The following is a 26,850-nucleotide window of genomic DNA, read 5'->3' on the forward strand; positions in this document are numbered from 1 at the left end:
ATCTTGTAGCATGTTGCTCAAGATGGCGGAACCAAACGCAAGCATTAACTCCTTCTTCATCGAAGGGCCCGCTGGCCGGCTTGAAGCTCTCCTCAACGCCGGCTCGCCCGATGCGAAATATGCCGCGCTGGTGTGCCATCCCCACCCGCTCTATGGCGGCACCATGCACAACAAGGTTGTGTATCACGCGGCCAAGGCGCTTAATTCCTTCGGATTCCCGGTACTCCGCTTCAACTTTCGCGGTGCCGGTCTCAGCGAGGGCGAACACGCCCACGGCCGCGGCGAAATTGACGACGTTCGCGCCGCCCTTCACTGGCTCACATCCAAGTTCAATCGGCCCATCGTCTTCGCCGGATTTTCCTTCGGTGCCTCTACGGGTATGCGCGCCTGCTGTCCCGATCCCGACGTGAAGTTCCTCATCTCACTGGGAACACCCGTCGCTGCCGAAGGCCGCGTTTATGCTTACAAGTTCCTCGCGGACTGCCCCAAGCCCAAGCTATTCGTCAGCGGCGACTCCGACCCTTACGGCCCCGTCTCCGAGCTTCAACGAGTCGAGCACAACGCCGCGCCGCCGAAGAAACTCGTGATCGTTCCCAACGCAGGGCACTTCTTCGAAGGGCAGCTTCCTGTCATGCGTCACACCATCGAGCAATGGATTCGCGAAAACGTTCTGCCGGAGTTAAAAACCGCATGAGCGTGGACGAAAAAGTCGCAACCCAAATGCGCGACGTCGCCCGTCAGATCTTCACCGACACGCTCAACGAGATCAGCGTCGACGCCGCTTTCGAACATCACGTCGCCTACGACCGCGGTATCCTTCGTATCGGCGACGATCTCTACAACCTCGATTCCTTTACCCGCCTGCTGGCCATCTCCATCGGCAAGGCCGCGCACACCATGGCGGAAGCGCTGGTGAAGCAACTCGGCTCCCGCGTCGCAGGATTCATTGCCAGTTCCGTGAATCCTCCTGAGCACCTCGCTCAGTTCGTTTACTTTCGCGGCGGCCACCCGGTTCCGAACGAAGATTCCGTTCGCGCCGCGACCGCCATTCAGAGCGTGCTCGAAACGCTCGACCAATCGTCTCTCGTCATCTACCTGCTCAGCGGAGGCGGTTCCGCCATCGTCGAAAAGCCGCTATTTACGCAGATCTCCCTGGCCGACCTCGCCGCCACCTACAGTGCGCTGGTGAACTGCGGCGCTCCCATCAGCGAGATCAACGCCATTCGCAAGCATCTCTCCGCGGTCAAGGGAGGACGTCTTGCTCTCGCCGCCGGAGCCGCACAGCAAGTCTCGATCATGATCTCCGACGTCCCCGACGACCAGTTGGATTCGCTCGCCTCGGGCCCCACCATGCCCGACCGAAGCACCGTCACCCAGTGTTACCAGATCGTCGAGAAGTACCGATTGCTCCCGCAACTTCCGCCCGCGGTCAGGGTGGTGTTCGAGCAAAAGCTCCTGCAGGAAACTCCCAAGTCCACCGATGCCGCCTTCGTTCGTTCCCGCTGGTGGCCGATACTCTCCAGCAACATCGCCGCGAAAAGCGCAGCCGCGTTCGCCGCAACACAAGGCTTTGCCGTGGAAATAGACAACACCTGCGACGACTGGGATTACCAGAAAGCCGCCGACTATCTGCTCGCGAAAGTGCGCAAGCTCCGTGCAGGCGCCTCAAAGGTGTGTGTTGTCTCTGCCGGAGAAGTCACCGTCAAGGTCACGGACACATCAGGCAAGGGCGGACGCAACCAGCAGTTTGCGCTTTACTGCGCCGAGAAGATCGCTGGCGAAAACATGACCGTGCTCAGCGCCGGCACCGACGGTATCGACGGAAACAGCGACGCAGCAGGGGCAGTCGTCGATGGCACCACCACGTCGCGCGCATCAGCCGACAAGCTTTCATCGGCGGTCCGCACGTTTAACGCAACCCCCTTGCTCACGGAATTAGGCGATGCCATCGTCACTGGCCCCACCGGAAACAACGTCCGCGACATTCGCATCCTGCTCGCTTATTAACTCAAACACGCGACGCCAGGTTCAGCACCACAATCCCAACGATGATCAGGGCAATGCCGGAAACCTTCATCGTGTTCGCCGGCTCGTGGAACCACAGCATGCCGATTGCGAACACCAGCGCGGTGCCCAGCGCCGACCAAACCGCATAGGCCAGGCTCACCGGCAACTCCCTCGCCGCCAGCGCCAGCGGTATAAACGACACGCCATAACACAGCAACATCATCACGGTTGGCACCAATCGTGACAATCCATCCGAAATTTTCAGAAATACAGTTCCTGTTACGTCAAGAATGATTGCAAGGCATAGAAAGACCCAGGCCATACGACCTCCTTTTGCTGAGGCCGCACCAATACACACGAGTGCGACAATTCACCGCGAAAAGTTCAAGGATTGCTTCAGCCGGGAACGCTAATAGTCAGGCGGGGACTGCATCTGGAGCAGAAAGAGCCGGGTTGTGTTGGTCGGAGTCATACATTCCTCCCACCTATATAGATGCTCGGCAAGTGTGCTTCGTTGCGGACGGTAAATCCATGAAAACAAAGGCAATCCAGAACGAAAAAGGACAGCCCGGAAATGCGGTCTGGAGGGCTGTCGCAAACCCTTTGGAAGGCAACGGAGATCACATGTCGATGCCAACACTACCGTTCACATGTTTCGACATGATGAAAAATTCTGCTCGCCGTTCAGATTCTCTCGCCAAGTGTGCCTCCACCGGGTTCACCCCGGTGTCTAATAAATCATGCGGCGCGTTCTTCTCATCTTCCTTCTGACAGTGCCGCTCTGGGCACAAAGCAAGTCCGACAAGCCGGTCGTCGAATACGTGCGTACCCTGCGAGTTTCTGCCATCGACCGAACCCTCCCGGATGTTTCGCTCGACTACTTCTTGCGTTACGAAACAGAAGGCGCCGCCATCAACTGGCAGCGCATCGATTGTCCCGATAAACGGCAGGGCCCCTTTCGCCAGTGCGTCCAGGCTGATGCTTTCCTGGCGAATCGTGGCGCTGTAACTGTGTCGATATCGGTGGATTCACCAGACCAGCGTTCATTCTCCCGGCCGGAACTGATCGACGTATACATCACGGAACTCTCCGGGCTCGTCCGCCCGGTCCACCGCCTGCGCGACCTGCCGATGGAACTCCATCGCCGTACCGCCTCCCGCTGATCGCGCCTTCCACTTGTGAACTGACGCAACTGTGAAGGAAGATGTCACCTGCATGACTGTGAAAGATTTTCCGATCGAATGGTCTTCAGGAGAGCCGCTCCTGCGCGGAACGCTGCACCTGCCCGACGGCGAGCCCAGCGAAGCGCTGCTCCTCACCCACGGTGCCGGAGCGAATTGCGAATCCCCTCTCCCTGTGGCGCTCGCCACGGCTTTCTCAAATGCTGGTATTGCGGCTCTTCGCTTCAACCTTCCGTTTCGGCAGCTCCGCCCGTATGGTCCGCCGCAGCGGGGAAGTGCCGAACGCGACCAGTTAGGGATTCGCCGCGCCGTCGAAGCCGTTAAGCAGCAACTTGCCGGACGTGTTTATCTCGGTGGACATTCGTACGGGGGAAGGCAGTCTTCTATTGCAGCGGCCGCCGATCCCAACCTCGCCGACGGACTTCTGCTGCTCTCCTATCCGCTGCATCCGCCGAAGCAGCCGGCAAAATTGCGAACGGAACATTTTCCCAACTTGCAGATCCCGGTGCTCTTCATCAGCGGTTCACGCGACGAATTCGCCACAGTCGAGGAATTATCGAATGCAATCAGCCTTATTTCGTCACGAACCGAACTGATGACCATCGAAGGCGCAGGCCATTCCTTGCTCTCAAAGAAGAACTCAACGCAACTGCCCGCACAAATCGTTGATAGATTCCACCAGTTCGAAAGCATCTAGTTGCGCGCCTGCACGATATTTTGAAAACACAGACGACCCGAGTTCTTCCTCACTCAAGTCTCTGTGTCTCTGTGGTGGATTTCTGTCTTTCCCATTTCGGCCCAACCACTCAAAAGTGATGTCAAGGGGGTCAACGCTTTCGTTTTTACGTAAGTTGCTGATTTAACGGCAAATATAAATCTGCAAAAGCTGGCATGTTGCCCCCGCCCAAGTTGCTATCCTAAAAATGTAGGTGGTGAAGACGAAGTTTCCGTCTCACCACCTTTCGTGTTTGTTTGCTAACGACCAACGACTAACAACTAACGACTGATTGATTCAACTCCTTTGTTTTCATATACAGAACGTATCCTATTGATTCCAAAGAATTTACAAGCCCTTTGTTTTCATATACAGAGAATTCCACGCTCGCGTAACTGCTTTGTTTTCTTATAGGAACGCAAAACAGGGGGGAGGGGGGAGGGGGTCCAGTTTGCGACAGTTTCGTGCTCTCGATACTCACCGCTGGCAGCTCGGGCACCAGAACGTCACCCGTGCGTCCGGACCTTGTTTTAACCGACGTACTGGCGTTCCGCACTTGCGGCACGGCTGTCCGGCACGGCCATACACCCACAGGCGCTCTTCTTCGTTAGCACGCCCGGTGGTTCGACGGAACCCGGTGTAGGTAACGATCTTGTCGTTCGAGGTATCGCTGACATTTGCCAGAAGGTACTTTCGAGCGGTTCGCACCAGCCACGTCGCCTCCTCCGGCTTAAGCGTCGCGACCGTCCGGAATGGATTCACGCCGCACGCAAACGCAATCTCAGATTTGAAAACGTTGCCGATACCCGCCAGCAAAGACTGCCGTAACAGCGCCTCGCCGACTTCGAGGTCTGGTGCGCTCCGAAGTTGCTGTGATGCCACCTGTTCGTCGAACTCGGCCGCGAGCACGTCCTGGCCAAGGCGGTTGAAACCTGGCCGTCGAGCGAGACTCGCCGTCGTGTGAAACTCGGCGATCGGAACATTGAAAGCGATGGCCTCGATCGACTCCGTGGCAATAACGATGCGCATATCGTCGTGCCGCCGGTGCCAGCGTTCCCCCGGACGATAGATGTGCCAGCTTCCGCTCATCAGCATGTGAGTGAGCAGAATCAGGTCCCCCGAGAATTGCATGGTGATCCACTTGCCATGCGACGTGACGGATTCGACGACCCGTCCAGTAACGGGAGCGTCAACGTGAACCCGCTCAAGGTGAGGCAGAACCGTTTCGAAGCGGGTGACGACTTTGCCGGCCAGCGCCTTGTTCAGAGTCCGCGCGGCGCGGAAGATGGTATCGCCTTCGGGCACCTACGCTGTCTCCACGGAATCGGCGTCTTCCTCGTCTTCAGCTGCGTCGTCCTTCAATTTTTCGATGATGTTCGTACGACGCATTTGGAAACCGAGCGCTGTATCAACGAATCCGCTCTCTTCAAGAAAGCGCGCCAGAAAATGTTCACGCGCAGGCGCATTGTTGATCTCGCCGATCAACAAGCCTTGTTTGCGGCTCTGTCGTCGCACTGCAACTTCGGCCAGTTGTCGTGCAAGTGCTCTCGCATATTGCGATCGGTCAGGTTCGTCTTCCGGCAGGAAAACGCGAATGCTTGGATTTCGCCGCCGCAAAAACGCCGCAAGTATTCCATCGATCAGCACCACGCTCGCGCCGCTCGCTCGCGCCATTCCGTGACTTTCATCCTCGCTCAATTTCGGCCATGGCAAAAACGATCCATACACATTCGCCGGATCGGAAGCCGCGAGATGAACTGCTTCCGGAGTTTCGGGAATCGTGCGCAGAGAACGCAACATGTCGATCGCTGCTGTTTGCGCGAATTGCGCAGCGCCCATCGCAGCAATGAACATCCCTCGACGAATCCATCCGCTCTCTTCCATCGTGCGCAGCGCCGGATAAACTGTCGCATAACCACCCGGAATGTTTTCGGCTACCGCAGTTTCGCGCATCACGATTCCATATCGCGTGAGCAACTGTTGAGCGATGTTCGCGCTCCATTCCGTCGCGTTCACGCTCGTACTTCGCCGCGCGCTGATCAGCGACCAGCGGCCTTGAGAAGGCGTTCCAGCTTGCGTACGCGAGCGGAATCGTCGCAGGAATTCTGGCGATCCTGGTCTTCCATCCGCAGCGGTCGCACGCGATCTGCGATCATCCGCTGGTCGCAGAAATCCGCGGATCGCATGCATCGTGTCGTTCGTGATCCAACCTGACCAAACGAGTTCCCAAACTGCATCCATCGTGTCGTTCGGGAATCCTCCGCCTGAAGCTACGTGCAATGCCGGAAAGAACAACGCACCTTCACTCTCGAGCACTTCGAGGATCTTCTGCGCGCGCTCAGAGAGCTGCGACTTGTCGGGCGAAGTCGGCGGAAGCAAAAGTGGCAGGTTCTGCGCGAGATACAGCGCAACTCGACCGTCGCGCTCACCAACTCGCTCGACACCGACCCAAACCACTTCGCCCGCTGCAACTAGCGTATCTAAATCCGATGGCTGATAGCCGTGAACTCGCGACGGCAAAATCTCCCGTTCCAGTTCGGAAACCGGAATCGCCGCGCCTTGGAGCAGTTCGATTGCATCCAGCAACGCATCCAATCCGCGACGCGGCTTCAGCACGCCTTGCCAACGTGTGACAAGTCGCGAGAAGACGCGTTGTTCGACAGGTTCAACTTCCTTCCGCAGTCGCGCCAATGTCCGACGCCGAACCAGCCGCAGCACTTCCGGATCGCACCACTCGCGATGACTTCCCGTTGGACGAAACTCGCCTTCCAGCAAGCGCCCTTGTCCATGCAAAGCGCGCAGAATTGGCTCGACCACTCGCGGATCGATCCCAAAACGTTGAGCTGCGTCATTCGTCGTAAACGGACCATGTGTTCTCGCGTAACGTCGGACCAGTTCGAGCAACGGATCAGCCGACGATCGCAGCCAGATTTCGGCCAAACCTGGCGGAAGCGGAATTCCGAGCGCATCGCGATACCGCGACGCATCTTCTACGGCAATGAAGCGACGCTCTCCCGCAATGAGCACGTTAATAACGCGGCGAGTCGCGTGCAGTTGGTTCACTGATTCGGCAACTTCCGGCGAAACCGACCGAGCTGCGATCTCTTCAGGAGATAAATCGCCGAGCCGCAACAGCAAGTCGTGAACCGCATCGGCATGCTTTGCCTGGTAATCCGGTTCGAGTGCCTGAAGCTGCGCTTCCACTTCGTCCAATGCTGACGCATCGAGCAGTTCGCGGAGATCCGTATCGCCGAGCAGTTCCTGCAATTGCGACTGGTCTATCGCAAGCGCCTGCGCGCGGCGTTCCGCCAAAGGCGCATCGCCGTCATAGATGTAGTTGGCGATGTAGGAGAACAACAGCGACGATGCGAATGGCGATGGCTTTTCGGATGTCACTGTCGTGACGCGAATCTGCCCGGAGTGAATCTTGCGCAACACCGAAGTTGCCGCCGGAAGATCGAACGTTTCCCGTACACATTCGCGGTAAGTTTCCAGCAGGATCGGAAACGTCGAGTAACGCGACGCTACGGCAAGCAAGTCCGACGCACGCTTTCGCTGCTGCCACAACGGCGCGCGCGAACCGGGTTTGCGTTTCGGCAGAAGCAACGCTCGTCCCGCAGCCTCGCGAAAGCGGGCCGCGAAAAGGGAAGTCGAGCCCAGTTGACGCAAGACCAGATCGCGGAACTCAGCCACCGTTGGCAGCAGGTACTCGGAATCGACAGGCTCGTCTGTCTCGGGAAGTCGAATCACGAAGCCATCATCGGACCACATCGATTCGGCCTCGAGTCCGCGCTCATCGCGCAGCCTGGCCATTGCTGCCATGCACCAAGGCGCATGAACGCGGCTGCCGAACGGCGTAAGCACGCAGATGCGCCAATCGCCCAGTTCGTCGCGGCAGCGCTCGATGATGATGTCCTCGTCATTAGGAACACGTTGCGTTGCTGCGACCTGATCGTCGAGATAGCGCAGCAGATTCTCGGCCGCGAACTGATCAAGGCTGTGTTCCTCCAGCAGTTTGGTGTACGCAGTCGCGCGAGGCATCGCCAGCAACTGGCGCGTCATCTTGCCGATCGTCGCGCCGAACTCTGCTGGACGTCCTGCCGAATCGCCATGCCAGAACGGCATCTTGCCAGGTTCGCCCGGAGCTGGTGAAACTACGACGCGATCGTGTGAGATCTCCTCGATTCGCCAGGTGCTTGCGCCGAGAATGATCGTGTCTCCGGTTCGGCTCTCGAACACCATCTCTTCGTCGAGTTCGCCGACGCGAGCCCCTTTGGCTTGTCCCGCGAGAAAGACTCCGAACAATCCGCGATCGGGAATCGTTCCACCGTTTACGACTGCAATGCGTTTCGCACCTTCACGCGGCGTGAGCTTGTTTGAGACACGATCCCAGGTAATCCGCGGGCGCAGTTCGGCGAACTCGTCCGACGGATACCTTCCGGCGAGCATGTCGAGCACGCCTTCAAATACCGACCGCGTAAGCGCCGCGAATGGAGCAGCACAGCGGATTCGCGAGAAGAGGTCCTCAACGGACCATTCGTCCATCGAGACCATCGCAACGATCTGCTGGGCAAGAACGTCGAGCGGGTTTCGAGGATAGTGAACGGCCTCGACTTCACCGTTGTACATGGCAGAAGTTACGGCAGCGCTGGCCAGAAGATCGGCCCGATACTTCGGAAATATCACGCCGTTGCTGACTGCTCCAACGTGGTGACTCGCGCGTCCGATGCGCTGCATGCCGCTTGCGACTGAAGGTGGAGCTTCGATCTGGATCACCAGATCAACCGCGCCCATATCGATGCCGAGTTCCAGCGATGAAGTCGCAACCAGTCCTTTGATCGTTCCGAGCTTCAGGCGATCTTCGATGTCTTTCCGCTGTGGAAGCGCGACGCTGCCGTGATGGGCGCGAACCAGCACTTCGCCGGCGAGTTCGTTGATAGCGCCGGAAATGCGTTCGGCAAGCCGACGACTGTTGACGAAGATCAACGTTGAAGTGTGCGCCTTAACCAACTCCAGTAGCTTCGGATGAATCGCACTCCAGATCGACGGACGAACAGGCCCCTGCGAGGCCGGACCGCTCGGCAGTGGCTCGATCTCGTCCACGCGCGCCATGTCTTCGATGGGAACTTCGATGCGTAGCTCGAGGCGCTTCTTTTCGCCGGCATCAACGATGGTGACCGGACGAAAAGCCACTTCGGCACCAACCGATTCGAACTCAGCCAGAGCCTCTTCCGGAGTTTCGCTTTTCAGACTTGAGGACACCTGCGTCCATGTGGATGATCTTGGCTCAGCTCCCCCGAGGAAATGCGCAACTTCCTCCAGCGGGCGCTGCGTCGCTGAAAGGCCGATGCGCTGAAGCGTCCTTCCGCAGAGATGCTCCAGCCGTTCCAGCGACAGTGCCAGATGCGACCCGCGCTTGGTCGGAACCATCGCGTGGATTTCGTCAACGATGATCGTCTCTACGGAAGTCAGGACATTGCGTGCATTCGACGTCAGCAAAAGGTAGAGCGATTCCGGCGTTGTGATCAGGATGTCCGTAGGATGGCGTGTGAATCTGGCGCGTTCCGCCGTCGGAGTGTCGCCCGTCCGAATCGCGATTGTCGGCTCGTGGAACTCTGCTCCGAGCTTTCGTGCGGACTGGGCGATTCCGACCAGCGGTGCGCGGAGGTTGCGCTCCACGTCCACGGCAAGCGCCTTAATCGGTGACAGGTAGAGAATCCGACAGCGCTTTTCCGGTTCAGGGATGGGCGAGAACATCAGGCGGTTGATCGCCCAGAGAAACGCGGCGAGTGTCTTTCCGGTCCCTGTCGGGGCGAGAATCAGCGTGGAATCACCCTTGGCAATGGCTGGCCAACCCGCGACCTGCGGCTTGGTCGGCGCAGTGAAAACTGCGTTGAACCAATCCTGAACGGCGGGGTGAAACGCTTCGAGCGGCCCTGAAGTCCGTTTGGCCATCGTGGAAAGTCTAAAGAGATTTGGATGCGGAGGGAACGAAGAAAAAGCAAAAGAAAAGAGGGACGGCGGAACCGTCCCCCTTGGGGTGACACAGACAATGTTTAGCGCATCGTCAGAGCGTAGCTGCTCAGCACCTTTACGTAATTGGCGCGTTCGTACGTGGAAGGATGCGGAACCGACTTCTGGCTCATGCTGCCCTGCATCTGCTCGATCGACTCATACTCGTGCGTCTCAAGCCACTCCCTGGTTTCGCTGATCACGAAGCGCAGGTAGTCGATGCCGTTCTGCAGCAGGGCAGAGGTGGTCATCGCAACGCGCGCGCCGGCCATCATGGACTTGATTACGTCTTCAGCGGTGTGAACGCCGCCGGTGATCGCCATGTCAGCCTTGATCTTGCCGAACAGGATGGCCACCCAGTGCAAGCGGAGCCGCAGTTCGTTCGAGCGGCTCAGTTGCAGGCTGGGAACCACTTCCAGTTCGCTGAGATCGTAGTCAGGCTGATAGAAACGGTTGAACATGACGAGTGCATCCGCTCCCGCCTGATCGAGTTTCAGAGCCATATTGGCCATGGCACTGAAGAACGGCGAGACCTTCACGGCGATCGGGATGCCGACCGTCTTCTTCACTTCACGGACGAGGTCGCAATACTGTCTTTCCACGACTTCAGCCGTGAGCGTGGGATCGGTGGGCAGGTAATAGATATTCAGTTCCAGCGCATCCGCACCGGCGTCCTGGATCAGCCTGGCATAGCGAGTCCAGCCACCAGTGGAGACACCGTTCAAGCTACCGATAACGGGCACTTGAACGGCAGCTTTGGCCTTCATGATGCTTTCAAGATACGCATCGGGTCCGATGTTGTAGTTATGCAGGTCGGGATACATTCCGAGCGCTTCGGCTCCGACTTCTTCCGCCGTGGATAGGTGGCGGTCGAGTTCTTCACTCTCGATGTTCAACTGTTCCTCGAAGAGCGAGTGCATCACGATGGCGGATGCTCCCGCATCTTCAAGGCGGCGAATATTGTCGAGGTCCTTGGTGAGCGGCGACGACGAAGCCACCACCGGGTTCTTCAATTTCAGGCCAAGATACTTGGTGGAAAGATCAATCATTGTCCCGCTCCTTTCACGGCTGCTGCGGATTCTGCCTTGTCAGTTTCTTTCGTCGAGGGCGTGTCTCCGTTCGTTGGATTGCTGGCAAGTTTTTCGTACTGCTTCCAGCGATCATTCACGTCCTGCTGCGCTTCTTTCAGCAGTTCCTGTGCGACTTCCGGATTGCTGTGCTTAAGCATCGAGTACCGCGTCTCGTTGTAGATGTACTTCTCCAACGGGATCGTCGGCGCCTTCGAGTCGAGGACGAACGGGTTTTTGCCCTGTGCTGCAAGCGCCGGGTTGTAACGGAACATCGGCCAGTGACCGGACTGAACGGCCAGCTTCTGCTGGTCGAGTCCGTGGACCAGGTCGTATCCATGCGCAATGCAGTGGCTGTACGCGATGATCAGCGACGGCCCATCGAACGCTTCAGCTTCCTGGAACGCTTTCAGTGTCTGCATGTCGCTGGAGCCGAACGCGACTCGTGCGACGTAACAGTTGTAAGCAGTGGCGATGAGGGCGAGGTCCTTCTTCGGACGCGGCTTGCCGCCGGCTGCAAACTTGGCGACTGCACCACGCGGAGTGGACTTCGACATCTGACCACCGGTGTTCGAGTAGACCTCGGTGTCCAGCACGAGGATGTTCACGTTCCGGCCGGAGGCGAGCACGTGATCGAGTCCGCCGTAACCGATGTCATACGCCCAGCCGTCGCCACCGACGATCCAGACCGACTTCTTCACCAGCACGTCGACCAGCGAGAGAAGCGCCTTGGCATCTTCGGTATTGATACTGACGAGTTTCGACCTCAGTTCGGCAACGCGAGCGCGCTGTTCCTGGATGCCCTTCTCATCCGACTGATCTGCTTTCAGAAGCGCATCCGCCAGATTACCGCCGATCTGGGACGCGAGTTTTGCGACCAGCTCTCGCGCGTATTCGGTTTGCTTGTCGATGGACAGGCGAATACCCAGTCCGAATTCGGCGTTGTCTTCGAACAACGAATTCGACCATGCGATGCCGCGACCGTCATTATTCGAGGTGTAAGGCGTCGTCGGCAGGTTGCCGCCGTAGATCGAGGAGCAGCCGGTCGCGTTGGCGACCACAGCGCGATCACCGAACAACTGCGTCATCAGCTTGATGTACGGGGTCTCGCCGCAACCGGAGCAGGCGCCGCTGAACTCGAACAGAGGCTCGAGCAACTGAACGTCTTTCACCTGACCCATGCTGAGAGCGGTGCGATCCATCTCCGGCAGCGAAAGGAAGAAGTCCCAATTTTTCGCCTCGCGCTCGCGGACCGGGATCTGCGGCACCATGTTGATGGCCTTGTGCTTTACTTCCGTCTTCGACTTCGCCGGGCAGGCTTCAATGCAGATGGCGCAACCGGTGCAATCTTCCGGAGCCACTTGCAGCGTGTACTTCATTTCCTTGAAGTTCTGCCAACGGGCCGGAGCGGACTTGAAACCTTCCGGCGCATTCTTCAGTTTGTCCGATTCATACAACTTGGCGCGGATCACAGCGTGCGGGCAGACCAGAACGCATTTGCCGCACTGGATGCACAGAGCTTCGTCCCACTCAGGAACTTCAAGTGCGATGTTGCGCTTCTCCCACTGAGCCGTGCCGACCGGGAAAGTGCCGTCGATGGGCAGCTTGCTGACGGGTAGCAAGTCGCCGTCGCCTTTGATGATCGGGGCGATCACGTCCTGCACGAACGCCGGAGCCTGCGTCGGAACCGGAGGCTTCACATCGAACTTGCTGGTTGCGGCGGCGGGGACCTTTACTTCGAACAGGTTCGCCAGCGTGCTGTCGACGGCAGCGAAGTTCTTCTGGACAACGGCTTCACCGCGCTTGCCGTAGGTCTTCTTGATCGACTTCTTGATGGCGTCGATCGCTTCCTGACGGGGAAGAACGCCGCTGATCGCGAAGAAGCAGGTCTGCATGATGGTGTTGATACGCCCACCCATGCCGGTGTTCTTCGCTACTTCGTAGCCATCGATCACGTAGAACTTCAGCTTTTTGTCGATGATCGTCTGCTGGACGGCGCGAGGCAGATGTTCCCAAACCTCGTTCGGCCCGAACGGGCTGTTCAGCAGGAAGGTAGCGCCAAGTTCCGCGCCTTTGAGGACGTCGATCTTCTCCAGGAACGTGAACTGGTGGCAGGCCACGAAGTTTGCGCGAGTGATGAGGTAGCTGGAGTGGATTGGGCTGGGTCCGAAGCGAAGGTGCGACGTGGTCAGCGAGCCGGACTTCTTCGAGTCGTATACGAAGTAGCCTTGCGCGAAGTTGTCGGTGTCTTCGCCGATGATCTTGATGGAGTTCTTGTTGGCGCCCACAGTGCCGTCTGCACCAAGTCCGTAGAACATGGCGCGAACCGTCTTCGCATCTTCGGTAGAGAAGGCCATGTCGAAGTCGAGGCTGCTGTGCGTGACGTCGTCATGAATGCCGACGGTGAAGTGATTCTTCGGTTTGGACTTGGAAAGTTCGTCGAACACCGACTTCACCATGGCGGGCGTGAATTCCTTCGAGGACAGGCCGTAACGTCCGCCGATGACCTTCGGGAACACCGGGAACGGATTGGCTTCCGCAAGGGCGGTGATGATGTCCTGGTAAAGCGGTTCGCCGGTTGCGCCGGGTTCCTTCGTGCGATCCAGAACGGCGATGGCTTTGGTCGTCTTCGGCAGAGCGTTAATGAAGTGCTCAACCGAGAACGGACGATACAGGTGAACTTTCAGCAGGCCGATCTTCTCGCCCTTCTTCACCAGGTACTCGACCGCTTCCTGCGCCACTTCGGCGCCGGACCCCATGATCACGATCACGCGTTCTGCGTCGGCGGCGCCGACGTAATCAAACAGTTTGTACTGGCGGCCGGTGAGCTTCGCGAACTTGTCCATCGCGTTCTGCACGATCGTGGGAACGGCGAGGTAGTACGGGTTGACGGTCTCGCGCGCCTGGAAGTAAACGTCGGGGTTCTGGGCGGTTCCGCGAAGGACAGGACGATCCGGCGAGAGCGACCGCGCACGGTGTTGGCGCACGAGTTCGTCGCTGATCATCGCGTTGAGGTCTTCGATCGTAAGTTGCTCCACTTTGGCAACTTCGTGCGACGTGCGGAACCCGTCAAAGAAGTGAACGAACGGGATGCGCGATTCCAGCGATGCCGTCTGAGCAATCAGCGCGAAGTCCATCACTTCCTGAACCGAGTTGGAGGCCACCATGGCCCATCCGGTCTGGCGGACAGCCATAACGTCCTGGTGGTCGCCGAAGATGGACAGTGCCTGTGCGGCAACGGAGCGAGCAGCCACATGCATGACGGTCGGCGTGAGTTCGCCGGCAATCTTGTACATGTTGGGGATCATCAGCAGCAGGCCCTGTGCGGAGGTAAACGTGGTGGCTAGCGAGCCGCCCTGCAGAGCGCCATGCAGTGCACCCGCGGCGCCCGCTTCGCTCTGCATCTCGATGACGAGGGGAATCGTTCCCCAGATGTTGGGTTTGCCCTCGGACGACCACTGGTCCGACCACTCTCCCATCGGAGATGAGGGCGTAATGGGGTAGATCGCGATGACCTCATTGACCTTATGAGCGACATACGCGGCTGCCTCGTTACCATCAATCGTAACTTTTGCTCTAGACATTGCTGGTTATCTGTCCTTTATGAAGGCGTTCGTCACATTATTCGCCTGCGACGAACAAGGGTGCTGTGACGTATGAACATTGGCGTATGTAGAAGGATCAGGCGCTGGCAGCGGGTTTTCCGGACACATAAGTGCCTCGATACCTGAGACTTATGGACCTTGGTTGGCGGTTACGGTAATCGTTGCCGTTGCGCTCTTTTGCAGGTTCTCATAGGTGGAAACCTGCGTTGCTGTGAATACGACATGGTATGTTCCCGGCGTGTTGGGAGCGTGGTAAACGCCGGTGCTGGGGAACTCTGACACGGAGGCAAATACGACATAGCCAAAGGTGCATTCAGGAAATGGTGGAGTCTGATCTGCGAGTTTTCCGCAAGCCGAAACAGGCGTATGTGAACTCGACTCCTGGATGCCCCATAGCACGATTGGCGAAGACGTGAACCCAGTCGCGTTTCCCTGTAGGGAAACCGTTGCACCGGCGCTGATGGTAGCTGTGCTTGGTGTGATCGTTACGGTGACTTGCCTTGAATCGGGCAGTCCGCTGCCGCCGCAGGAGAGAAGAAGTACCAGTGCAACAGAGGCCAATGCCTGCAATGAGCGCATAAGCTTTCCCCTGAATCAGGAAGCCTAGTCCGGTAAGTAGAAGTTGTCAGTGATAACCGAAGAGAAGGTGCATTACCGGGGGTCCACCTTGAATGCGGGCGCGAACGTCGCATGGGGTGCGAAGGATTACCTGAAACTATTAGCTACGCGCAAACGGCAACTTGATATCCTTGCGTGAACATGGCCCGAACTCCCATGCGCGACGGCTGGCGTGTCCTGATGAGAGCCCCCGGCGTCATTCTCGCCGAGATCATCTGGCGTTGGACGTTCGGAGCCACGGCGTTTGTCCTACTGTTTGTCAGCTTTCGTGAATACTTCTCCAGCATTGAGATCAGCCAGACTGAGTATCAGTTGATGAAGTCGCTGGAGCCATTCACCTGGATTGCTATTTCAGTTCGAGTGATGCAGGCGGTGGTGTCGGGCATTGAGCGGATGGGCCCGATCCTCATTCCCGCGCTCGCGATTCTCTGGATTGCATTGGCATCGGTTGGACGCGTGGGCACCGTGCGCCCGCTGCTGGACCAGGATGGAAAAACCAATTGGCGAGCAGTCATTCTGATCCATGCGTTCCGTGTTCTTTTGGCCGTCGCCAGTTTGTTGGCGTTTTTCGGTGCGGGGGCGATCATTTCTGAGACGTTTGACCCGGAGCAGGTCGGAGTCAATTTCGTTCTGATGACGCTCGTGCTCGTAGTGCTGACGGCGATAGGGTCAGTTGGGAATTGGTTCCTTTCGGCTGCCGCGCTGTTTTCGTCGAAGGACGGCGCGGGCCTGAAAGCCTCGTTCGCAAGTGCGAACGATTTGTATTACACGCGAGGCATCGCCGGAGTTGGAATCCTCTTCGCTTTGATGCGCACCGCGATGGTGATTGGGGTCAGCTTCGTTTCGTTATTCGCATTCGGCGCATTGGCCCAAGGATATCGCCGTGGCCCATTGCTACTCATTGTCCTCTTTACCCTTGGATATTTTGCTATTTCAGACGCACTCTACGTGTGGCGGTTGGCTGTCTATATCGGGTTGACGGAACCCGAACGGGAAGTACCTGCCGAGGCGGGAATGGGCTTCGTTCCGCCAGTGGTGCCGGGCGAATGGATCCCGGAACAGGAGCGCTCGGAGCCTCTCAGTTCGCCTCCTGCTCCTCCGGTTTCGCCGCCGGAAGTGGAAGGCCACGAGCCGATAGATGAAAGCCAAGCACCTCTGATACATTGAACTGTGGAAGCCATCCAATCCATCGTTGTCCTGGACTTCGGCTCGCAATACACGCAGCTCATTGCTCGCCGTATCCGCGAGTTGAACGTCTTTTCCGTTGTTCTCCCCTGTTACGCCAAGCTGGATGAGGTCCTAGCCTATAAGCCTGTCGGCATCATCCTGTCGGGTGGTCCGTCGTCGGTGTACGACAAGGACGCACCGCCGATGGATGATCGCGTCCTATCGCTGGCGAAACCTGTCCTGGGCGTCTGCTATGGCATGCAGTTAATGACGTTCAAGCTGGGCGGAAAGGTGCGTCCGGCGTCCAAGCGTGAGTATGGGCACGCCGAGGTGCATGTCGCGGGTGAATCGCGGCTGTTCAAGGGATTGCCTCCGGATTTGCAGGTCTGGATGTCGCACGGCGATGAGGCGGAACAACTTCCGCCCGGCTTTCATGAGGTGGCGCGCACTTCCAATGCCCTGGCCGCGATCGAGAATCCGGAGAAGCAGATGTGGGCCGTGCAGTTTCATCCGGAAGTCCATCACACGCCGATGGGGAAGGAGTTGCTACGGAACTTCGTCTTCGATATTTGCGGGGCTTTGCCGAATTGGACTCCGGCGCAGTTCATCCTTGAGACAGTCGAGAACGTCCGCAAGCAAGTCGGCGATGGCCGGGCGATCTGTGCCTTGTCGGGCGGGGTGGATTCTTCGGTCGCCGCGGTGCTGGTCCATAAGGCCATTGGCGACCGGTTGACCTGCGTGTTCGTCAACAACGGTGTACTGCGCAAGGACGAATTCCAGAAGGTTCAGACGAACCTCCGTGACAAGCTCGGATTGCACCTGATTGCGGCAGACGCTTCGGAAAGATTTCTGTCGAAGCTGGCGGGCGTCAGCGATCCGGAAAAGAAACGAAAGATCATTGGCAACGAGTTCATTAACGTCTTCGACGAAGAAGCGCACCGTATCGAACGGGAGCAAGGCCACGTCCAATGGCTGGTACAGGGAACGCTTTACCCCGACGTGATCGAATCCGTCAGCGTCCGTGGCCCGTCGCAGACCATCAAGTCGCACCATAACGTCGGTGGGCTTCCGGAAAAGATGAAGTTGAAGCTCATCGAACCCCTCAAGGACCTGTTTAAAGATGAAGTCCGGCGCATCGGCCGCGACCTTGGCATGCCCGAAGACATCCTGCAACGGCAGCCTTTTCCCGGACCCGGACTCGCGGTTCGCATCCTGGGCGAAGTCACGCCGGAGCGCGTGGAGCTGCTCCAACAGGCAGATGACATTGTCGTAACCGAGATCAAGAACGCGGGTTTATACAACCGGATCTGGCAATCGTTCGCCGTGCTGCTGCCGGTGATGTCAGTAGGCGTCATGGGCGACCAGCGCACGTACGCGTACACGTGCGCCATACGTGCCGTGCACTCCGAAGACGGCATGACCGCCGATTGGGTGCCACTGCCGCATGAGGTCCTGAAGACCATTTCCAGCCGGATTGTCAACGAGATCCGTGGTATTAACCGTGTCGTGTACGACATCACCTCGAAGCCGCCAGGCACCATCGAGTGGGAGTAGCGAATTGGCGTTTCTGGCCCCGGCTGCGGCTGGAGCTTTTTGCATCCCAATATTCATATGGGGACAGTTACAGTCAGACACAATCCGCAACAGAGCAGGTTTGAGACGGACGTCAACGGCGAGCTGGCTACACTCGACTACGAACAGCGTGGGAACAGCATCGCGCTGACGCATACCAAAGTTCCAAGGAAAGCGTGGAACATGGGAATCGGGTCGGCGCTGGCCAGGGCCGCGTTGGAGTATGCTCAGGGTGCAGCAACGCCGGTTATACCGGAATGCGAATTCGTCGTGACATTTTTGAAGCGGAATCCAAAGTACCTGAATATCGTCGATTCTGAGCACCGCAGGGCCATTGAGGCTCATCAGAGGAAACAAACAGAAGGAGGAATGGCTGCATGATGAAACGACTCGTTGTGTTTTGTCTTGCGGTATGCCTGGCGCTACCGCTGGCTGCTCAATCCGACGCAAAACAGGGTGAGCGCACCAAACTTGGCGGTACCTCGGGGCAGGAGAGAATCCAACGCGAGGTCCATCACGAACTGGTGATGCTGCCTTACTACAGCGTCTTTGACAACCTGCAATACCAGGTGCAGGGGAACACGGTCACGCTTTCGGGACAGGTTTCGCGACCGACGCTGAAATCGGACGCGCAAAACGTCGTGAAAGACGTGGAAGGCGTCGATAAGGTTGTGAACAATATTGAAGTGTTGCCGAACTCGCCGAGTGACGACCGAATCCGTCGCGCTCTGTACAACGCGATTTACGGAGATACTTCGCTGAGCCGCTACGCGTGGGGCGCCGTTCCGCCGATTCACATTATTGTGAAGAACGGAAACGTTACGCTCGAAGGCGTGGTGGATAAGCAAGCGGACAAGGACATTGCCGGAATTCGCGCCAAGGGAGTTCCAGGCACGTTCAAGGTTGAAAACAATCTTAGAGTAGTTCCTTCCGATCAGCAGAAATAGGTGTCAATCCGGCAATGAAAAACGGGGAGCTGGTTGGCTCCCCGTTTTTGTCAGAGCGCTGGTTTACGCAAAGACTTCGCCCGGCAGCGCGGAGAGAGTCCGGCTGCGGAGTGTGTTGGTGTCGCGCATAACGCGAGATGCTGGAGCGGAGTCGAGGTCCTGGATGTCTTTTCTCTCGATTCTCAATTTCATGGTGCGCTCAATGTGACGCAGTTCGATATTTTCGGCTGCGGAGACGAGCGTGGAGGCGCGGCCTTTCATTCCGGCGCGACCGGTGCGGCCGACGCGATGAATGAAATCTTCCGCTACCTGGGGCAGGTCGTAGTTAATAACGTGTGCGACTTCGGGAACATCGAGTCCGCGGGCAGCAACGTCGGTCGCCACGAGAATCTTCGATTTACCATCCACGAAATCGGCCAAGGCGCGGGTACGTTGGGCCTGCGTGCGATCGCCGTGAATCATCGTGGCGGAGAATCCGTCGCGAATGAGGTTCTTGGCGAGGCGCTCGGTTCCGCGCTTGGTTTTCGCGAAGACCAGCGTCGAGCCGCGCTCGGCGTAGAGAAGCTGGCGAAGTGCCTCGAGCTTATTCGCCTGCGAGACCTCGAAGGCGTGCAGTTCCACGGTCGCAGCGGGCTTCAGCGTTGAGCCAAGGCTCACGCGAACCGGGGTACGCATATAGTCGGCGACGATCGCCGAAATAGCGGGCGGCATGGTTGCCGAGAAGCACAGCGTCTGGCGCGTCGCCGGAGTAGCGGCGATGATGCGCTTGATGGCCGGCAGGAAGCCCATGTCGAGCATGCGGTCGGCTTCATCGAGAACGAGGGTATCGATCTGGCGAAGGTCAACCAACTTGCGCGAGAGCAAGTCTTCCAGACGTCCGGGCGTCGCAACGACGAGTCGTGCGCCGGAGCGCAACGACTGGATCTGGCGGTTCTCGCTCAGCCCGCCGATGACCAATGCAGCCTGCGGGAGTTTGCCGCGAAGCTGTTCGTACACGGCGTGTACCTGCATCGCAAGTTCGCGAGTAGGCACAAGCACCAGCACCTGAGGGCGCCTGGTCGTCGGCGTGGCGAGGAGCTTTTCGAGCGTCGGCACCAGGAAGGCAAGAGTCTTGCCGGTTCCGGTCTGCGCGGTCGCTACGATATCTTTGCCGGCGAGTCCGTTAGGAATCGTGGCTTCTTGAACAGGGGTGGGAGTTTCGAATCCGGCGGCTTTCAGACGATGCTGAAGTGCCGCGGACAAAGTCATTTCCGTGAATTTCATTCGTGTATTTGCTTTCTCTGGAGGGCATTCGCGAAGTGCATCCAGGAGCAATCCACGAGATAGTTCTATGCCGTCTCAAATTTTCTTTTCTTATTCTCTTTTTCGCTGAAAACGTAACGGAGAGATAGGCGGGACTAAAGACCGCACCACTAACAAACCGTGGTTCAAAAGCGTTAATGAGAGTATAGCAGGTGGGCCTTAACCCACATCGTTACTAAAGAGCGACAACTCAGAAGTCGTGGAAGTCGAGACCTTTCGGCTGCCCGAATTCGTCAAGTTCCATTGCTTCCTGCACGTTGGGTTCCGAGGCTTCTGTGGCCCCGGTTAGATCCTTCTCTTGCTTGCGTTGGAGGCGCTTCTGGGCCTTTTCGGCCTGTTTTTCCTGGCGTGCGCGTTCCTTCTGTCGTTTTGTGAATGAAGGTCGTGAGTTTCCTGCCATTATTTCCTTAGATGTAACAACTCGGTATTGGACTCATTACTTACATTGTAACCTCAATCTTTGTGCGAACATAGCTGCATGGATTCCGTCCGCATCGATATCTGGCTCTGGGCCGCCCGGTTCTTCAAGAGCCGTGCCATGGCAAAGAAGGCATGCGAACTGGGCCGCATCCGAGTCCAAGGCATTGCTGCAAAACCAGCGCGCGACGTCCACGCCGGCGATATGCTCAAGATCACCAATGATTCCGGCGATTTTGAGGTCGAGGTACTGGCCCTCAGTGAGGTACGCGGCCCCGCCCCAGTTGCACAGGCGCTCTACCGCGAGACCGACGAAAGCCGTGAACTTCGCCAGAAGGTGGTCGAGGAACGTAAGCTCAACCGCCAATTTGAACCGGCTCCGGCGACTCGGCCGAGCAAGCGCGACCGGCGACGGATTATCCAGTTCCGCAGCGGCAGGTAGGCGGACTCTTGTATCTGCGATCGGTTATCGTGCCCCCTCCCCCCAAGCTCCCAATAGAATCAGTGAGATACGCCGGGGGATCTCTCAATCGGCGTTGCAAACAAAGCTACTTAGATCTTTTAATCACAAAATTTGTCACTTCTTTACAAAAGAAGTTGTTAGGACTTAGTCGTTAGTATTCGGTCGTGTGGTTTGGTGGTGCTTAGCCTGCACCAGTGAAACCACAAGCTGTTGTATTTGGCCGAGTTTCACTTGCAGGGTACCCCCTACCCCTCCCCACTTAGAAAACAAACGACTTGCAAGACGGACTATGAAAACGAAGCACTTATAAGTTGATGATTCTGCAGCCATTAGCCTACAGATTTGATAACAAAGAACTTAGCTGTGGCCACAAGATGTTGTGTTCTCCTCAACGCCACAGACCAAAGCGACCGCGGCGGACAGGAGTGTCCGCCCTACACACGACTCTGCCCACATTTTCAGGATAGCAATTTGGATAGGGGCATCATGCCACGGGTTTGAGATTTATATTTGCCGCAGATTCAGAGACTTACGAAAAAATTGGGCGCGTGACCCCCTTGACGTAGAAATTCCCGAAATGGGAGGCGGATTTACGGGTTACTTGCGGCGGCGATAGACGACTTTGAGTTTGTCGTTATCGAGGATGCGGGTAATTTGACCGCGGGCGTGTACGGCCCAGGCGCTGGACTTGTCCAATCCGACGTAGGCGCGCCAGTGATTCAGCGCTTTACGGTGGTCGCGGGTCTTCTCGTAGGCAAGGGCCAGGTTGTAGTGGGCGTCGGCATAGGTGGGAGCCAGTTGGATTGCAGTTTTGTAGATCCGGATAGCTTCCTGGATTCGACCAGTTTCATCAAGGACGTTCCCGAGATCGAAATAGGCGAGCGCATAACGGGCATCGGCTTCGATTGCCTTGCGATAGTGCGCTTCGGCGTTCGGGTAGTCCTGAAGATTGTAGTAAAGGGTGCCGAGGTTGATGTGAGCGGCGGCGTGGTTCGGTTCGAGTTCAATGACCTTCAAGTAGGCAGTGATAGCGTCCCGATAAGAGGCGGGATCCTCTTCGAGAGCAACACCACGGGCGAAGAACTCGGCAGCCGTTTCGGTGATGCGGATTGGCGCGACGTGCTGGGCAGGGACGACCCGTTCCTCTGGGGCGAAGTCCATGACGAACTGCCCTGCGATGGGGTCGATGGCGCGTCCCTCGTGCCGGAAGGCGATCCGAGTCCCGGTGGAGAAGGTACCGGCCTCAACGAGCGGGTTTTCCATGCCGGCGACCTGCCGCTGCATGGCCTGCAGAGATTGGCGGATTACAGCCGGCCGAACCTTCTTAGAGGAGAGATCGCGTACTTTCCTGAGTTTGAGGAGGTCGTAGAAGGAATAGTCGTCCGTAGCGGCGATGAGGCCCGCTTTTTGCCACTGCGCAAACTGCCTTGAGGTTATACGAAGTATGCGCAGTACGTCGGCTCGACAGTATCGATGCACAATTCCCTTAGTGGCTCGTACTTTAACGTTAATTATCTGAGTCTCAGGTTTGAGACGCAAGGGCAAAGTTGATGCTTTTCAACCAGTTGGCGGCACTTTTCCACAAATCAGTGCACTAAAAAGCGGCAGCGTAGGAAAGCGGACATGGCTGCTGGTTTGAGAATGACAAACATTGACAAAGATTGTTATTGGACGGAAGATTTCGACAGGAGGTTTCCTATGAACGTCTCGCTAACACCCGAGTTGGAAAAGTTCGTCGCCGCCAAGGTTGAGTCCGGCCGTTACAACTCGGCCAGCGAAGTGGTGCGGGAAGCGTTACGTTTGCTGGAACAGCACGAGTTATCGCGTGAAGCGCAGTTGAAGGCGTTCAATGAAGAACTGGCACGAAGGATCGAAGAGGCTGATCGTGGAGAGTTTGTGGACCCGAAAGAAGTGTTTGACAGGATCGCAGCGAAATCGCGTGAGCGCAGGAAGCGCAGCGCATGATGTCGTATCAATTGACCCCGAGTGCAGAAACTGACGTTGAGGGCATCTGGGATTACTTAGCGAATGACAGCATAGAAATCGCGGACCGGGTCGTTGGGAGTATCAAATCAGCTTTCGATCTGATCGGGAGGAACCCCGGGGTTGGGCATGTACGCCGAGATCTTACTGCGCAGTTGGTCCTTTTCTGGCCTGTTGGCAGTTACCTAGTCATTTACCGTGAATTCGAACAGCGCGTTGAAGTGCTTGCCGTTGTGCACGGAGCAAGAGACAATCCGTTGTTTCTTGCAGAACGAGCGCCGAATCCGTAATCAGTCCAGCGGTTCGGCTTCGATACCGATGTTGGTTTCTCCCGCCGCTTTTTTCTCGTTGTATTTCTTGATCCAAGCTTCGAAGCTCTTGCCGGCGGCCGTGTCCTTGCCGCTGAAGGCTAGAGCAGCAACGTCGCTGTAGCGGATGTTCATGCGGCCCGGCTTATCTTTCGGCATGATCCGCGCGAGCGAGTCATCGAGGTTCTTACCGGCTTTTCGATCATAGAGATAGCCTTCGATCTTCTCGCCGGACTTCAATGTGATAGTGATGTCGCCACGGTAATCAAATGCTTTCTCGAGAGCTAGCCGGATCTCATTCTCGGAGGCGAGAGAGGGAATCCAGCCTTCGAGATTTTCGTGCGTGAATCCGAGGGAGGATTCTTCTTCAGGATGGGATGGAATGCGCTGGTCGGACATCGTAAGTCTTTCAGTCTATCAGCCTGCCGTTCACCAGGATGCGGGTAACTGCATACCTATTGCTGAACGGAGATATTCACCAGTTTGCCGTGCGTAGATGGCGCGCGCGGAGCATTGTCGATGTCGATATCGGGATCGTCGTAGCGGTTGAAGAGCGTAGCGCGCGCGGTAGCGATCAGGCCCTTCCATGAGCCGAAGGTCTCGTTGACGGCGCTGGCTTCATATCCGCTATGGACCATGCAGTTGGCGCACTTCGGATTGCCGCTCTGGCATCCGTAATTACTCCAGTCGGTATCGGCGAGGAGTTCGGCGTAGGAATCGGCGTAGCCGTCCTGAAGCAAGTAGCAGGGTTTCTGCCAGCCGAAGATGTTGTAGGCGGGCATGCCCCAGGGAGTGCAGTCATACTCGCGGCGTCCCATGAGGAACTCAAGGAAGAGCGGGCTCATGTTGAAACGCCATTGCTTGTGACGGTTGCTGAGCATGTCACGGAAGAGCCGACGCGTTTTCTTCTTCGATAGGAAATGCTCCTGGTCGGGCGCCTTGTCGTAGGTGTAGCCAGGCGAGAGCATCATGCCCTCGACGCCGAGATCCATCATGGCGTCGAAGAACTCACGGACACGCTTCGGGTCGGCACCATCGAACAGCGTGGTGTTGGTGGTGACGCGGAATCCGCGCTTCAGGGCTTCCTTAATGGCTTCGACAGCTTTGTCGTAGGTACCCTCGCGGCAAACTGCGAAGTCGTGTTCTTCGCGGAGACCATCCATGTGGACGGAGAACGACAGGAACTTGCTGGGCTTGAACTGGTCCAGCTTTTCCTTCAGCAGCAGGGCGTTGGTGCAAAGGTAGACGTACTTCTTCCGGGCTACCAGCCCCTCGACGATTTCGACAATTTGAGGGTGCATCAGCGGTTCGCCGCCGGGGATACTGACGACGGGAACGCCGCATTCGTCAACGGCTTTAAAGCACTCTTCGGGAGTGAGTTGGCGTTTCAGGACGTGTCCGGGATATTGGATCTTGCCGCATCCGGCGCAAGCGAGATTGCAGCGGAGGAGCGGCTCCAGCATGAGGACGAGCGGGTACTGCTTGCGTCCGCGAAGCTTCTGGCCGAGGACGTAGGAGGCCACGGTCCACATCTGGGAAATCGGTACTGGCAAAGTGAGTAGTCCCCTCAACAGCAGCCGAAAATGCACGGCTGCAGATCTACTAAAAGTATAAGCCATCCACTGGGTTGCGGGACTGAGAAGTGATTGGCAGGGAATCAGAGGGCTTATCGCTACAATGGAGTTATGCCTTCCCGCTATAAAGGCTCAGTTCGAGAACAACGTGCGCTCGCTTCGTACATCAACTTGATCCGCGCAGCGAATGCCGTGACATCAAAGGCGATGAAGCATCTGGACGCGCACGGGCTGACGCCGAGCCAGTTTGCGGTGCTTGAGGCGCTGCACTACGTGGGCCCGATGTGCCTGAGTGAACTGGCGAAGAAGATTCTCCGGACCAGCGGGAACCTGACGATGGTGGTGGATAACCTTGAAAAATCAGGGCTGGTGAAGCGGGTGCAAAGCAGCAAAGACCGCAGGTTTGTTTCCGTGGAGATTACCGAAAAGGGCCAGACGCTGATTGCGGCCATCTTCCCGGAGCATGCGGCCCAGGTGGCGGAGCTCATGTCGAGATTGACGGCAGAGGAGCAGGAGACGCTGCGCGAGCTTAGCCGCAAGCTCGGGACCGAGTAAATCCTCGGAAAATATAACGAAACAGAGTTTCTCCGGAATATAATCACGCAACGCTGTGGGGAGCTGCTGAAAACCTATGCAACGGTTGGCGTGGAAGTGTGCGCTTTTCGTCCTGCTTATGGCATGCGGGGCGTGGGCAGAGGATGCCGCCGATCAGGCGGCGGCGATCAAGAGCCTGATGCAACGAGTGGACGCGCTCGAGAAGGAAGTTCGGGAACTGCGTCAGCAGAACGAACAGTTGAAGATCGGCGCCGTGGAACCGCAACCTGCGGTGACGGAGACGACCGTTGCGCAACCGGAAAGCAGTGCGCCGGCGGTCGCCGGTATGCACGACCATCTCAATGCGCATCAACCGGAGGCGGGAGAGTCGTATCCGAACTTGAAGCTGAGAGGCTTCGGGAACGTCGATTACGTGAGTGCCGACTCGAAGTCGCAGCCCTCAGGCTTCGTGATGGGACAGTTCGTCATGCACTTTTCGTCGGCTCTCTCGAAGAAGACGAGCTTCTTCGGAGAGTTGAGCTTCACAGCGCAGCAGAACAACTATTCAGCGGATGTGGAGAGGGCGATCATCCGGTACGACATGAATGACTACTTGAAAGTATCGTTCGGCCGCTACCACACGCCGGTGAATTACTGGAATACCGCATTCCATCACGGCGCCTGGTTGCAAACGACGATTAGCCGTCCGGAGATGGTCAGGTTCGGGGGGCGGTTCCTGCCGATACACTTCGTCGGCGCATTGGCGGAGGGACGGATTCCTTCAGGCGGACTGGGATTGAACTACAACTTCGGCGTGGGGAATGGGCGGCAGACGATCTCGCTTCTGTCGCGCGACGGCGACGCTGGTGATGTGAACTCGAATCGCGCATTCGTTGCGTCGGTGTTCGCACGACCAGCAGGGCTGTACGGACTGCAGGTCGGCGCTTCGATGTACCGGGATAAGGTGTCGGTGGATGTGGCGAACCCGGTGCAGAGCCACTATCGGGAGTGGATTACGTCGGGACACATTGTGTACGAGAAGGAGTCGCCGGAGGTGTTGCTGGAGTTTGCGAATGTGCGTCACCGGGATCTGCTCAGCAATCAGGTGTGGGACAGCCAGGCGGCGTACGCGCAGTTTGCGTACCGGCTTCCAGGTGTAGCGAAGAAGTTCAAGCCGTACTATCGTTATGAATATATTCATGCGCCGGTTGGGGAACCGGTGTTAGGGGTGCCAAATCTGAAGGGCGGCCAAACGGTCGGAACGCGCTACGACATAACAGATTTCGCGGCGTTTAAGGCGGAATATCGGCACTGGAACCGCACCCAGAATGAGAAGTTCCAGGGATTCTGGGCGCAGACGGCTTTCACTTTCTAGGCA

23 protein-coding genes are annotated in these 26,850 nt (G+C 57.4%); 12 read left to right on the top strand and 11 right to left on the bottom strand.

Annotation, left to right across the window (positions count from 1 at the left end; all coding sequences use genetic code 11):
• The first annotated feature begins 22 nt into the window (after positions 1-22).
• Both VN577_17355 and VN577_17360 read left to right on the top strand, forming a co-directional pair.
• Entirely contained in the window at positions 23-694 is a 672-nt protein-coding gene (locus VN577_17355; GenBank protein ID HWR16596.1) for an alpha/beta fold hydrolase, read from the top strand.
• Positions 691-2,007: a DUF4147 domain-containing protein gene (locus VN577_17360; protein HWR16597.1), complete on the top strand. Its 1,317-nt coding sequence runs from the start codon at positions 691-693 to the stop codon at positions 2,005-2,007. Before VN577_17355 ends, VN577_17360 begins: the two co-directional genes overlap by 4 nt.
• A 1-nt stretch (position 2,008) precedes the next feature.
• On the opposite strand, the gene VN577_17365 is transcribed toward VN577_17360, so the two are convergent.
• On the bottom strand, positions 2,009-2,329 hold the full coding sequence (locus VN577_17365; GenBank protein ID HWR16598.1) for a multidrug efflux SMR transporter: 321 nt from the start codon (positions 2,327-2,329) through the stop codon (positions 2,009-2,011).
• Between the two features lie 418 nt (positions 2,330-2,747).
• On the opposite strand from VN577_17365, the gene VN577_17370 reads away from it, so the two are divergent.
• Together VN577_17370 and VN577_17375 are read left to right on the top strand one after the other, a co-directional pair.
• Positions 2,748-3,170, top strand: coding sequence for a hypothetical protein (locus VN577_17370; protein ID HWR16599.1), 423 nt, complete (start codon positions 2,748-2,750; stop codon positions 3,168-3,170).
• A 52-nt stretch (positions 3,171-3,222) separates the two neighbouring features.
• Positions 3,223-3,885 (top strand): alpha/beta family hydrolase, encoded by a 663-nt coding sequence (locus VN577_17375; protein HWR16600.1) that lies wholly within the window; start codon positions 3,223-3,225, stop codon positions 3,883-3,885.
• A 495-nt stretch (positions 3,886-4,380) separates the two neighbouring features.
• On the opposite strand, the gene VN577_17380 is transcribed toward VN577_17375, so the two are convergent.
• The 5 genes from VN577_17380 to VN577_17400 form a co-directional block, all read right to left on the bottom strand.
• A complete protein-coding gene (locus VN577_17380) occupies positions 4,381-5,208 on the bottom strand; it encodes a DNA-formamidopyrimidine glycosylase family protein (GenBank protein HWR16601.1) in 828 nt (275 codons plus the stop codon).
• Positions 5,209-9,858, bottom strand: coding sequence for a DEAD/DEAH box helicase (locus VN577_17385; GenBank protein HWR16602.1), 4,650 nt, complete (start codon positions 9,856-9,858; stop codon positions 5,209-5,211).
• Between the two features lie 101 nt (positions 9,859-9,959).
• A complete protein-coding gene (locus VN577_17390) occupies positions 9,960-10,964 on the bottom strand; it encodes a dihydroorotate dehydrogenase-like protein (protein HWR16603.1) in 1,005 nt (334 codons plus the stop codon).
• Entirely contained in the window at positions 10,961-14,566 is a 3,606-nt protein-coding gene (gene nifJ, locus VN577_17395; protein ID HWR16604.1) for a pyruvate:ferredoxin (flavodoxin) oxidoreductase, read from the bottom strand. The genes VN577_17390 and nifJ overlap by 4 nt, the downstream gene beginning before the upstream one ends.
• A gap of 150 nt (positions 14,567-14,716) precedes the next feature.
• Positions 14,717-15,166, bottom strand: a complete 450-nt coding sequence (locus VN577_17400; GenBank protein ID HWR16605.1) for a hypothetical protein — start codon at positions 15,164-15,166, stop codon at positions 14,717-14,719.
• Positions 15,167-15,346: 180 nt separating this feature from the next.
• Here VN577_17400 and VN577_17405 point away from each other — a divergent pair, with 180 nt between their 5' ends.
• From VN577_17405 to VN577_17420, 4 genes are read left to right on the top strand one after another with little or no spacing between them, the layout of a single operon-like run.
• Positions 15,347-16,372 (top strand): hypothetical protein, encoded by a 1,026-nt coding sequence (locus VN577_17405; protein HWR16606.1) that lies wholly within the window; start codon positions 15,347-15,349, stop codon positions 16,370-16,372.
• A 3-nt stretch (positions 16,373-16,375) separates the two neighbouring features.
• Positions 16,376-17,926, top strand: coding sequence for a glutamine-hydrolyzing GMP synthase (gene guaA, locus VN577_17410; GenBank protein HWR16607.1), 1,551 nt, complete (start codon positions 16,376-16,378; stop codon positions 17,924-17,926).
• A gap of 57 nt (positions 17,927-17,983) precedes the next feature.
• Positions 17,984-18,325 carry a GNAT family N-acetyltransferase gene (locus VN577_17415; protein HWR16608.1) on the top strand — a complete coding sequence of 114 codons (342 nt, stop codon included), beginning with the start codon at positions 17,984-17,986 and terminating at the stop codon, positions 18,323-18,325.
• A complete protein-coding gene (locus tag VN577_17420) occupies positions 18,322-18,891 on the top strand; it encodes a BON domain-containing protein (GenBank protein HWR16609.1) in 570 nt (189 codons plus the stop codon). The genes VN577_17415 and VN577_17420 overlap by 4 nt, the downstream gene beginning before the upstream one ends.
• Before the next feature lie 63 nt (positions 18,892-18,954).
• Here VN577_17420 and VN577_17425 read toward each other — a convergent pair whose 3' ends face one another.
• Entirely contained in the window at positions 18,955-20,154 is a 1,200-nt protein-coding gene (locus tag VN577_17425) for a DEAD/DEAH box helicase (protein ID HWR16610.1), read from the bottom strand.
• Between the two features lie 229 nt (positions 20,155-20,383).
• Positions 20,384-20,593, bottom strand: coding sequence for a hypothetical protein (locus tag VN577_17430; protein HWR16611.1), 210 nt, complete (start codon positions 20,591-20,593; stop codon positions 20,384-20,386).
• Positions 20,594-20,671: 78 nt separating this feature from the next.
• On the opposite strand from VN577_17430, the gene VN577_17435 reads away from it, so the two are divergent.
• A complete protein-coding gene (locus VN577_17435) occupies positions 20,672-21,052 on the top strand; it encodes an RNA-binding S4 domain-containing protein (GenBank protein HWR16612.1) in 381 nt (126 codons plus the stop codon).
• A 618-nt stretch (positions 21,053-21,670) separates the two neighbouring features.
• Here VN577_17435 and VN577_17440 read toward each other — a convergent pair.
• Positions 21,671-22,552 (bottom strand): tetratricopeptide repeat protein, encoded by an 882-nt coding sequence (locus VN577_17440; GenBank protein HWR16613.1) that lies wholly within the window; start codon positions 22,550-22,552, stop codon positions 21,671-21,673.
• A 219-nt stretch (positions 22,553-22,771) separates the two neighbouring features.
• Here VN577_17440 and VN577_17445 point away from each other — a divergent pair, with 219 nt between their 5' ends.
• A complete protein-coding gene (locus VN577_17445; GenBank protein ID HWR16614.1) occupies positions 22,772-23,038 on the top strand; it encodes a type II toxin-antitoxin system ParD family antitoxin in 267 nt (88 codons plus the stop codon).
• Between the two features lie 308 nt (positions 23,039-23,346).
• Here the strand turns inward: VN577_17445 and VN577_17450 are convergent, their stop codons facing one another.
• Together VN577_17450 and hpnH are read right to left on the bottom strand one after the other, a co-directional pair.
• Positions 23,347-23,763, bottom strand: a complete 417-nt coding sequence (locus VN577_17450) for a hypothetical protein (protein ID HWR16615.1) — start codon at positions 23,761-23,763, stop codon at positions 23,347-23,349.
• A gap of 56 nt (positions 23,764-23,819) precedes the next feature.
• Positions 23,820-24,983, bottom strand: coding sequence for an adenosyl-hopene transferase HpnH (gene hpnH, locus VN577_17455; protein HWR16616.1), 1,164 nt, complete (start codon positions 24,981-24,983; stop codon positions 23,820-23,822).
• A 66-nt stretch (positions 24,984-25,049) separates the two neighbouring features.
• Between hpnH and VN577_17460 the strand changes: the two genes are divergently transcribed.
• Positions 25,050-25,493, top strand: coding sequence for a MarR family transcriptional regulator (locus tag VN577_17460; GenBank protein HWR16617.1), 444 nt, complete (start codon positions 25,050-25,052; stop codon positions 25,491-25,493).
• Between the two features lie 76 nt (positions 25,494-25,569).
• Complete coding sequence (locus tag VN577_17465) at positions 25,570-26,847, top strand: bZIP transcription factor (GenBank protein HWR16618.1); 1,278 nt, start codon at positions 25,570-25,572, stop codon at positions 26,845-26,847.
• Positions 26,848-26,850: the final 3 nt, after the last annotated feature.

The sequence above is a fragment of the Terriglobales bacterium genome (genome assembly GCA_035561515.1).
Taxonomy (GTDB): domain Bacteria; phylum Acidobacteriota; class Terriglobia; order Terriglobales; family Acidobacteriaceae; genus DATMXP01.

Excerpts from the sequence above, each read along its gene's own strand:
- VN577_17415 (HWR16608.1), top strand. The coding sequence starts at position 17,984 with ATGGGGACAGTTACAGTCAGACACAATCCGCAACAGAGCAGGTTTGAG.
- VN577_17465 (HWR16618.1), top strand. The coding sequence starts at position 25,570 with ATGCAACGGTTGGCGTGGAAGTGTGCGCTTTTCGTCCTGCTTATGGCA.
- VN577_17405 (HWR16606.1), top strand. The coding sequence starts at position 15,347 with ATGGCCCGAACTCCCATGCGCGACGGCTGGCGTGTCCTGATGAGAGCC.
- VN577_17360 (HWR16597.1), top strand. The coding sequence starts at position 691 with ATGAGCGTGGACGAAAAAGTCGCAACCCAAATGCGCGACGTCGCCCGT.
- hpnH (HWR16616.1), bottom strand. The coding sequence starts at position 24,983 with ATGGCTTATACTTTTAGTAGATCTGCAGCCGTGCATTTTCGGCTGCTG.
- VN577_17450 (HWR16615.1), bottom strand. The coding sequence starts at position 23,763 with ATGTCCGACCAGCGCATTCCATCCCATCCTGAAGAAGAATCCTCCCTC.
- VN577_17460 (HWR16617.1), top strand. The coding sequence starts at position 25,050 with ATGCCTTCCCGCTATAAAGGCTCAGTTCGAGAACAACGTGCGCTCGCT.
- VN577_17385 (HWR16602.1), bottom strand. The coding sequence starts at position 9,858 with ATGGCCAAACGGACTTCAGGGCCGCTCGAAGCGTTTCACCCCGCCGTT.
- VN577_17425 (HWR16610.1), bottom strand. The coding sequence starts at position 20,154 with ATGAAATTCACGGAAATGACTTTGTCCGCGGCACTTCAGCATCGTCTG.
- VN577_17375 (HWR16600.1), top strand. The coding sequence starts at position 3,223 with ATGACTGTGAAAGATTTTCCGATCGAATGGTCTTCAGGAGAGCCGCTC.
- VN577_17370 (HWR16599.1), top strand. The coding sequence starts at position 2,748 with ATGCGGCGCGTTCTTCTCATCTTCCTTCTGACAGTGCCGCTCTGGGCA.
- VN577_17420 (HWR16609.1), top strand. The coding sequence starts at position 18,322 with ATGATGAAACGACTCGTTGTGTTTTGTCTTGCGGTATGCCTGGCGCTA.
- VN577_17430 (HWR16611.1), bottom strand. The coding sequence starts at position 20,593 with ATGGCAGGAAACTCACGACCTTCATTCACAAAACGACAGAAGGAACGC.
- VN577_17365 (HWR16598.1), bottom strand. The coding sequence starts at position 2,329 with ATGGCCTGGGTCTTTCTATGCCTTGCAATCATTCTTGACGTAACAGGA.
- VN577_17355 (HWR16596.1), top strand. The coding sequence starts at position 23 with ATGGCGGAACCAAACGCAAGCATTAACTCCTTCTTCATCGAAGGGCCC.
- VN577_17390 (HWR16603.1), bottom strand. The coding sequence starts at position 10,964 with ATGATTGATCTTTCCACCAAGTATCTTGGCCTGAAATTGAAGAACCCG.
- VN577_17400 (HWR16605.1), bottom strand. The coding sequence starts at position 15,166 with ATGCGCTCATTGCAGGCATTGGCCTCTGTTGCACTGGTACTTCTTCTC.
- VN577_17445 (HWR16614.1), top strand. The coding sequence starts at position 22,772 with ATGAACGTCTCGCTAACACCCGAGTTGGAAAAGTTCGTCGCCGCCAAG.
- VN577_17435 (HWR16612.1), top strand. The coding sequence starts at position 20,672 with ATGGATTCCGTCCGCATCGATATCTGGCTCTGGGCCGCCCGGTTCTTC.
- nifJ (HWR16604.1), bottom strand. The coding sequence starts at position 14,566 with ATGTCTAGAGCAAAAGTTACGATTGATGGTAACGAGGCAGCCGCGTAT.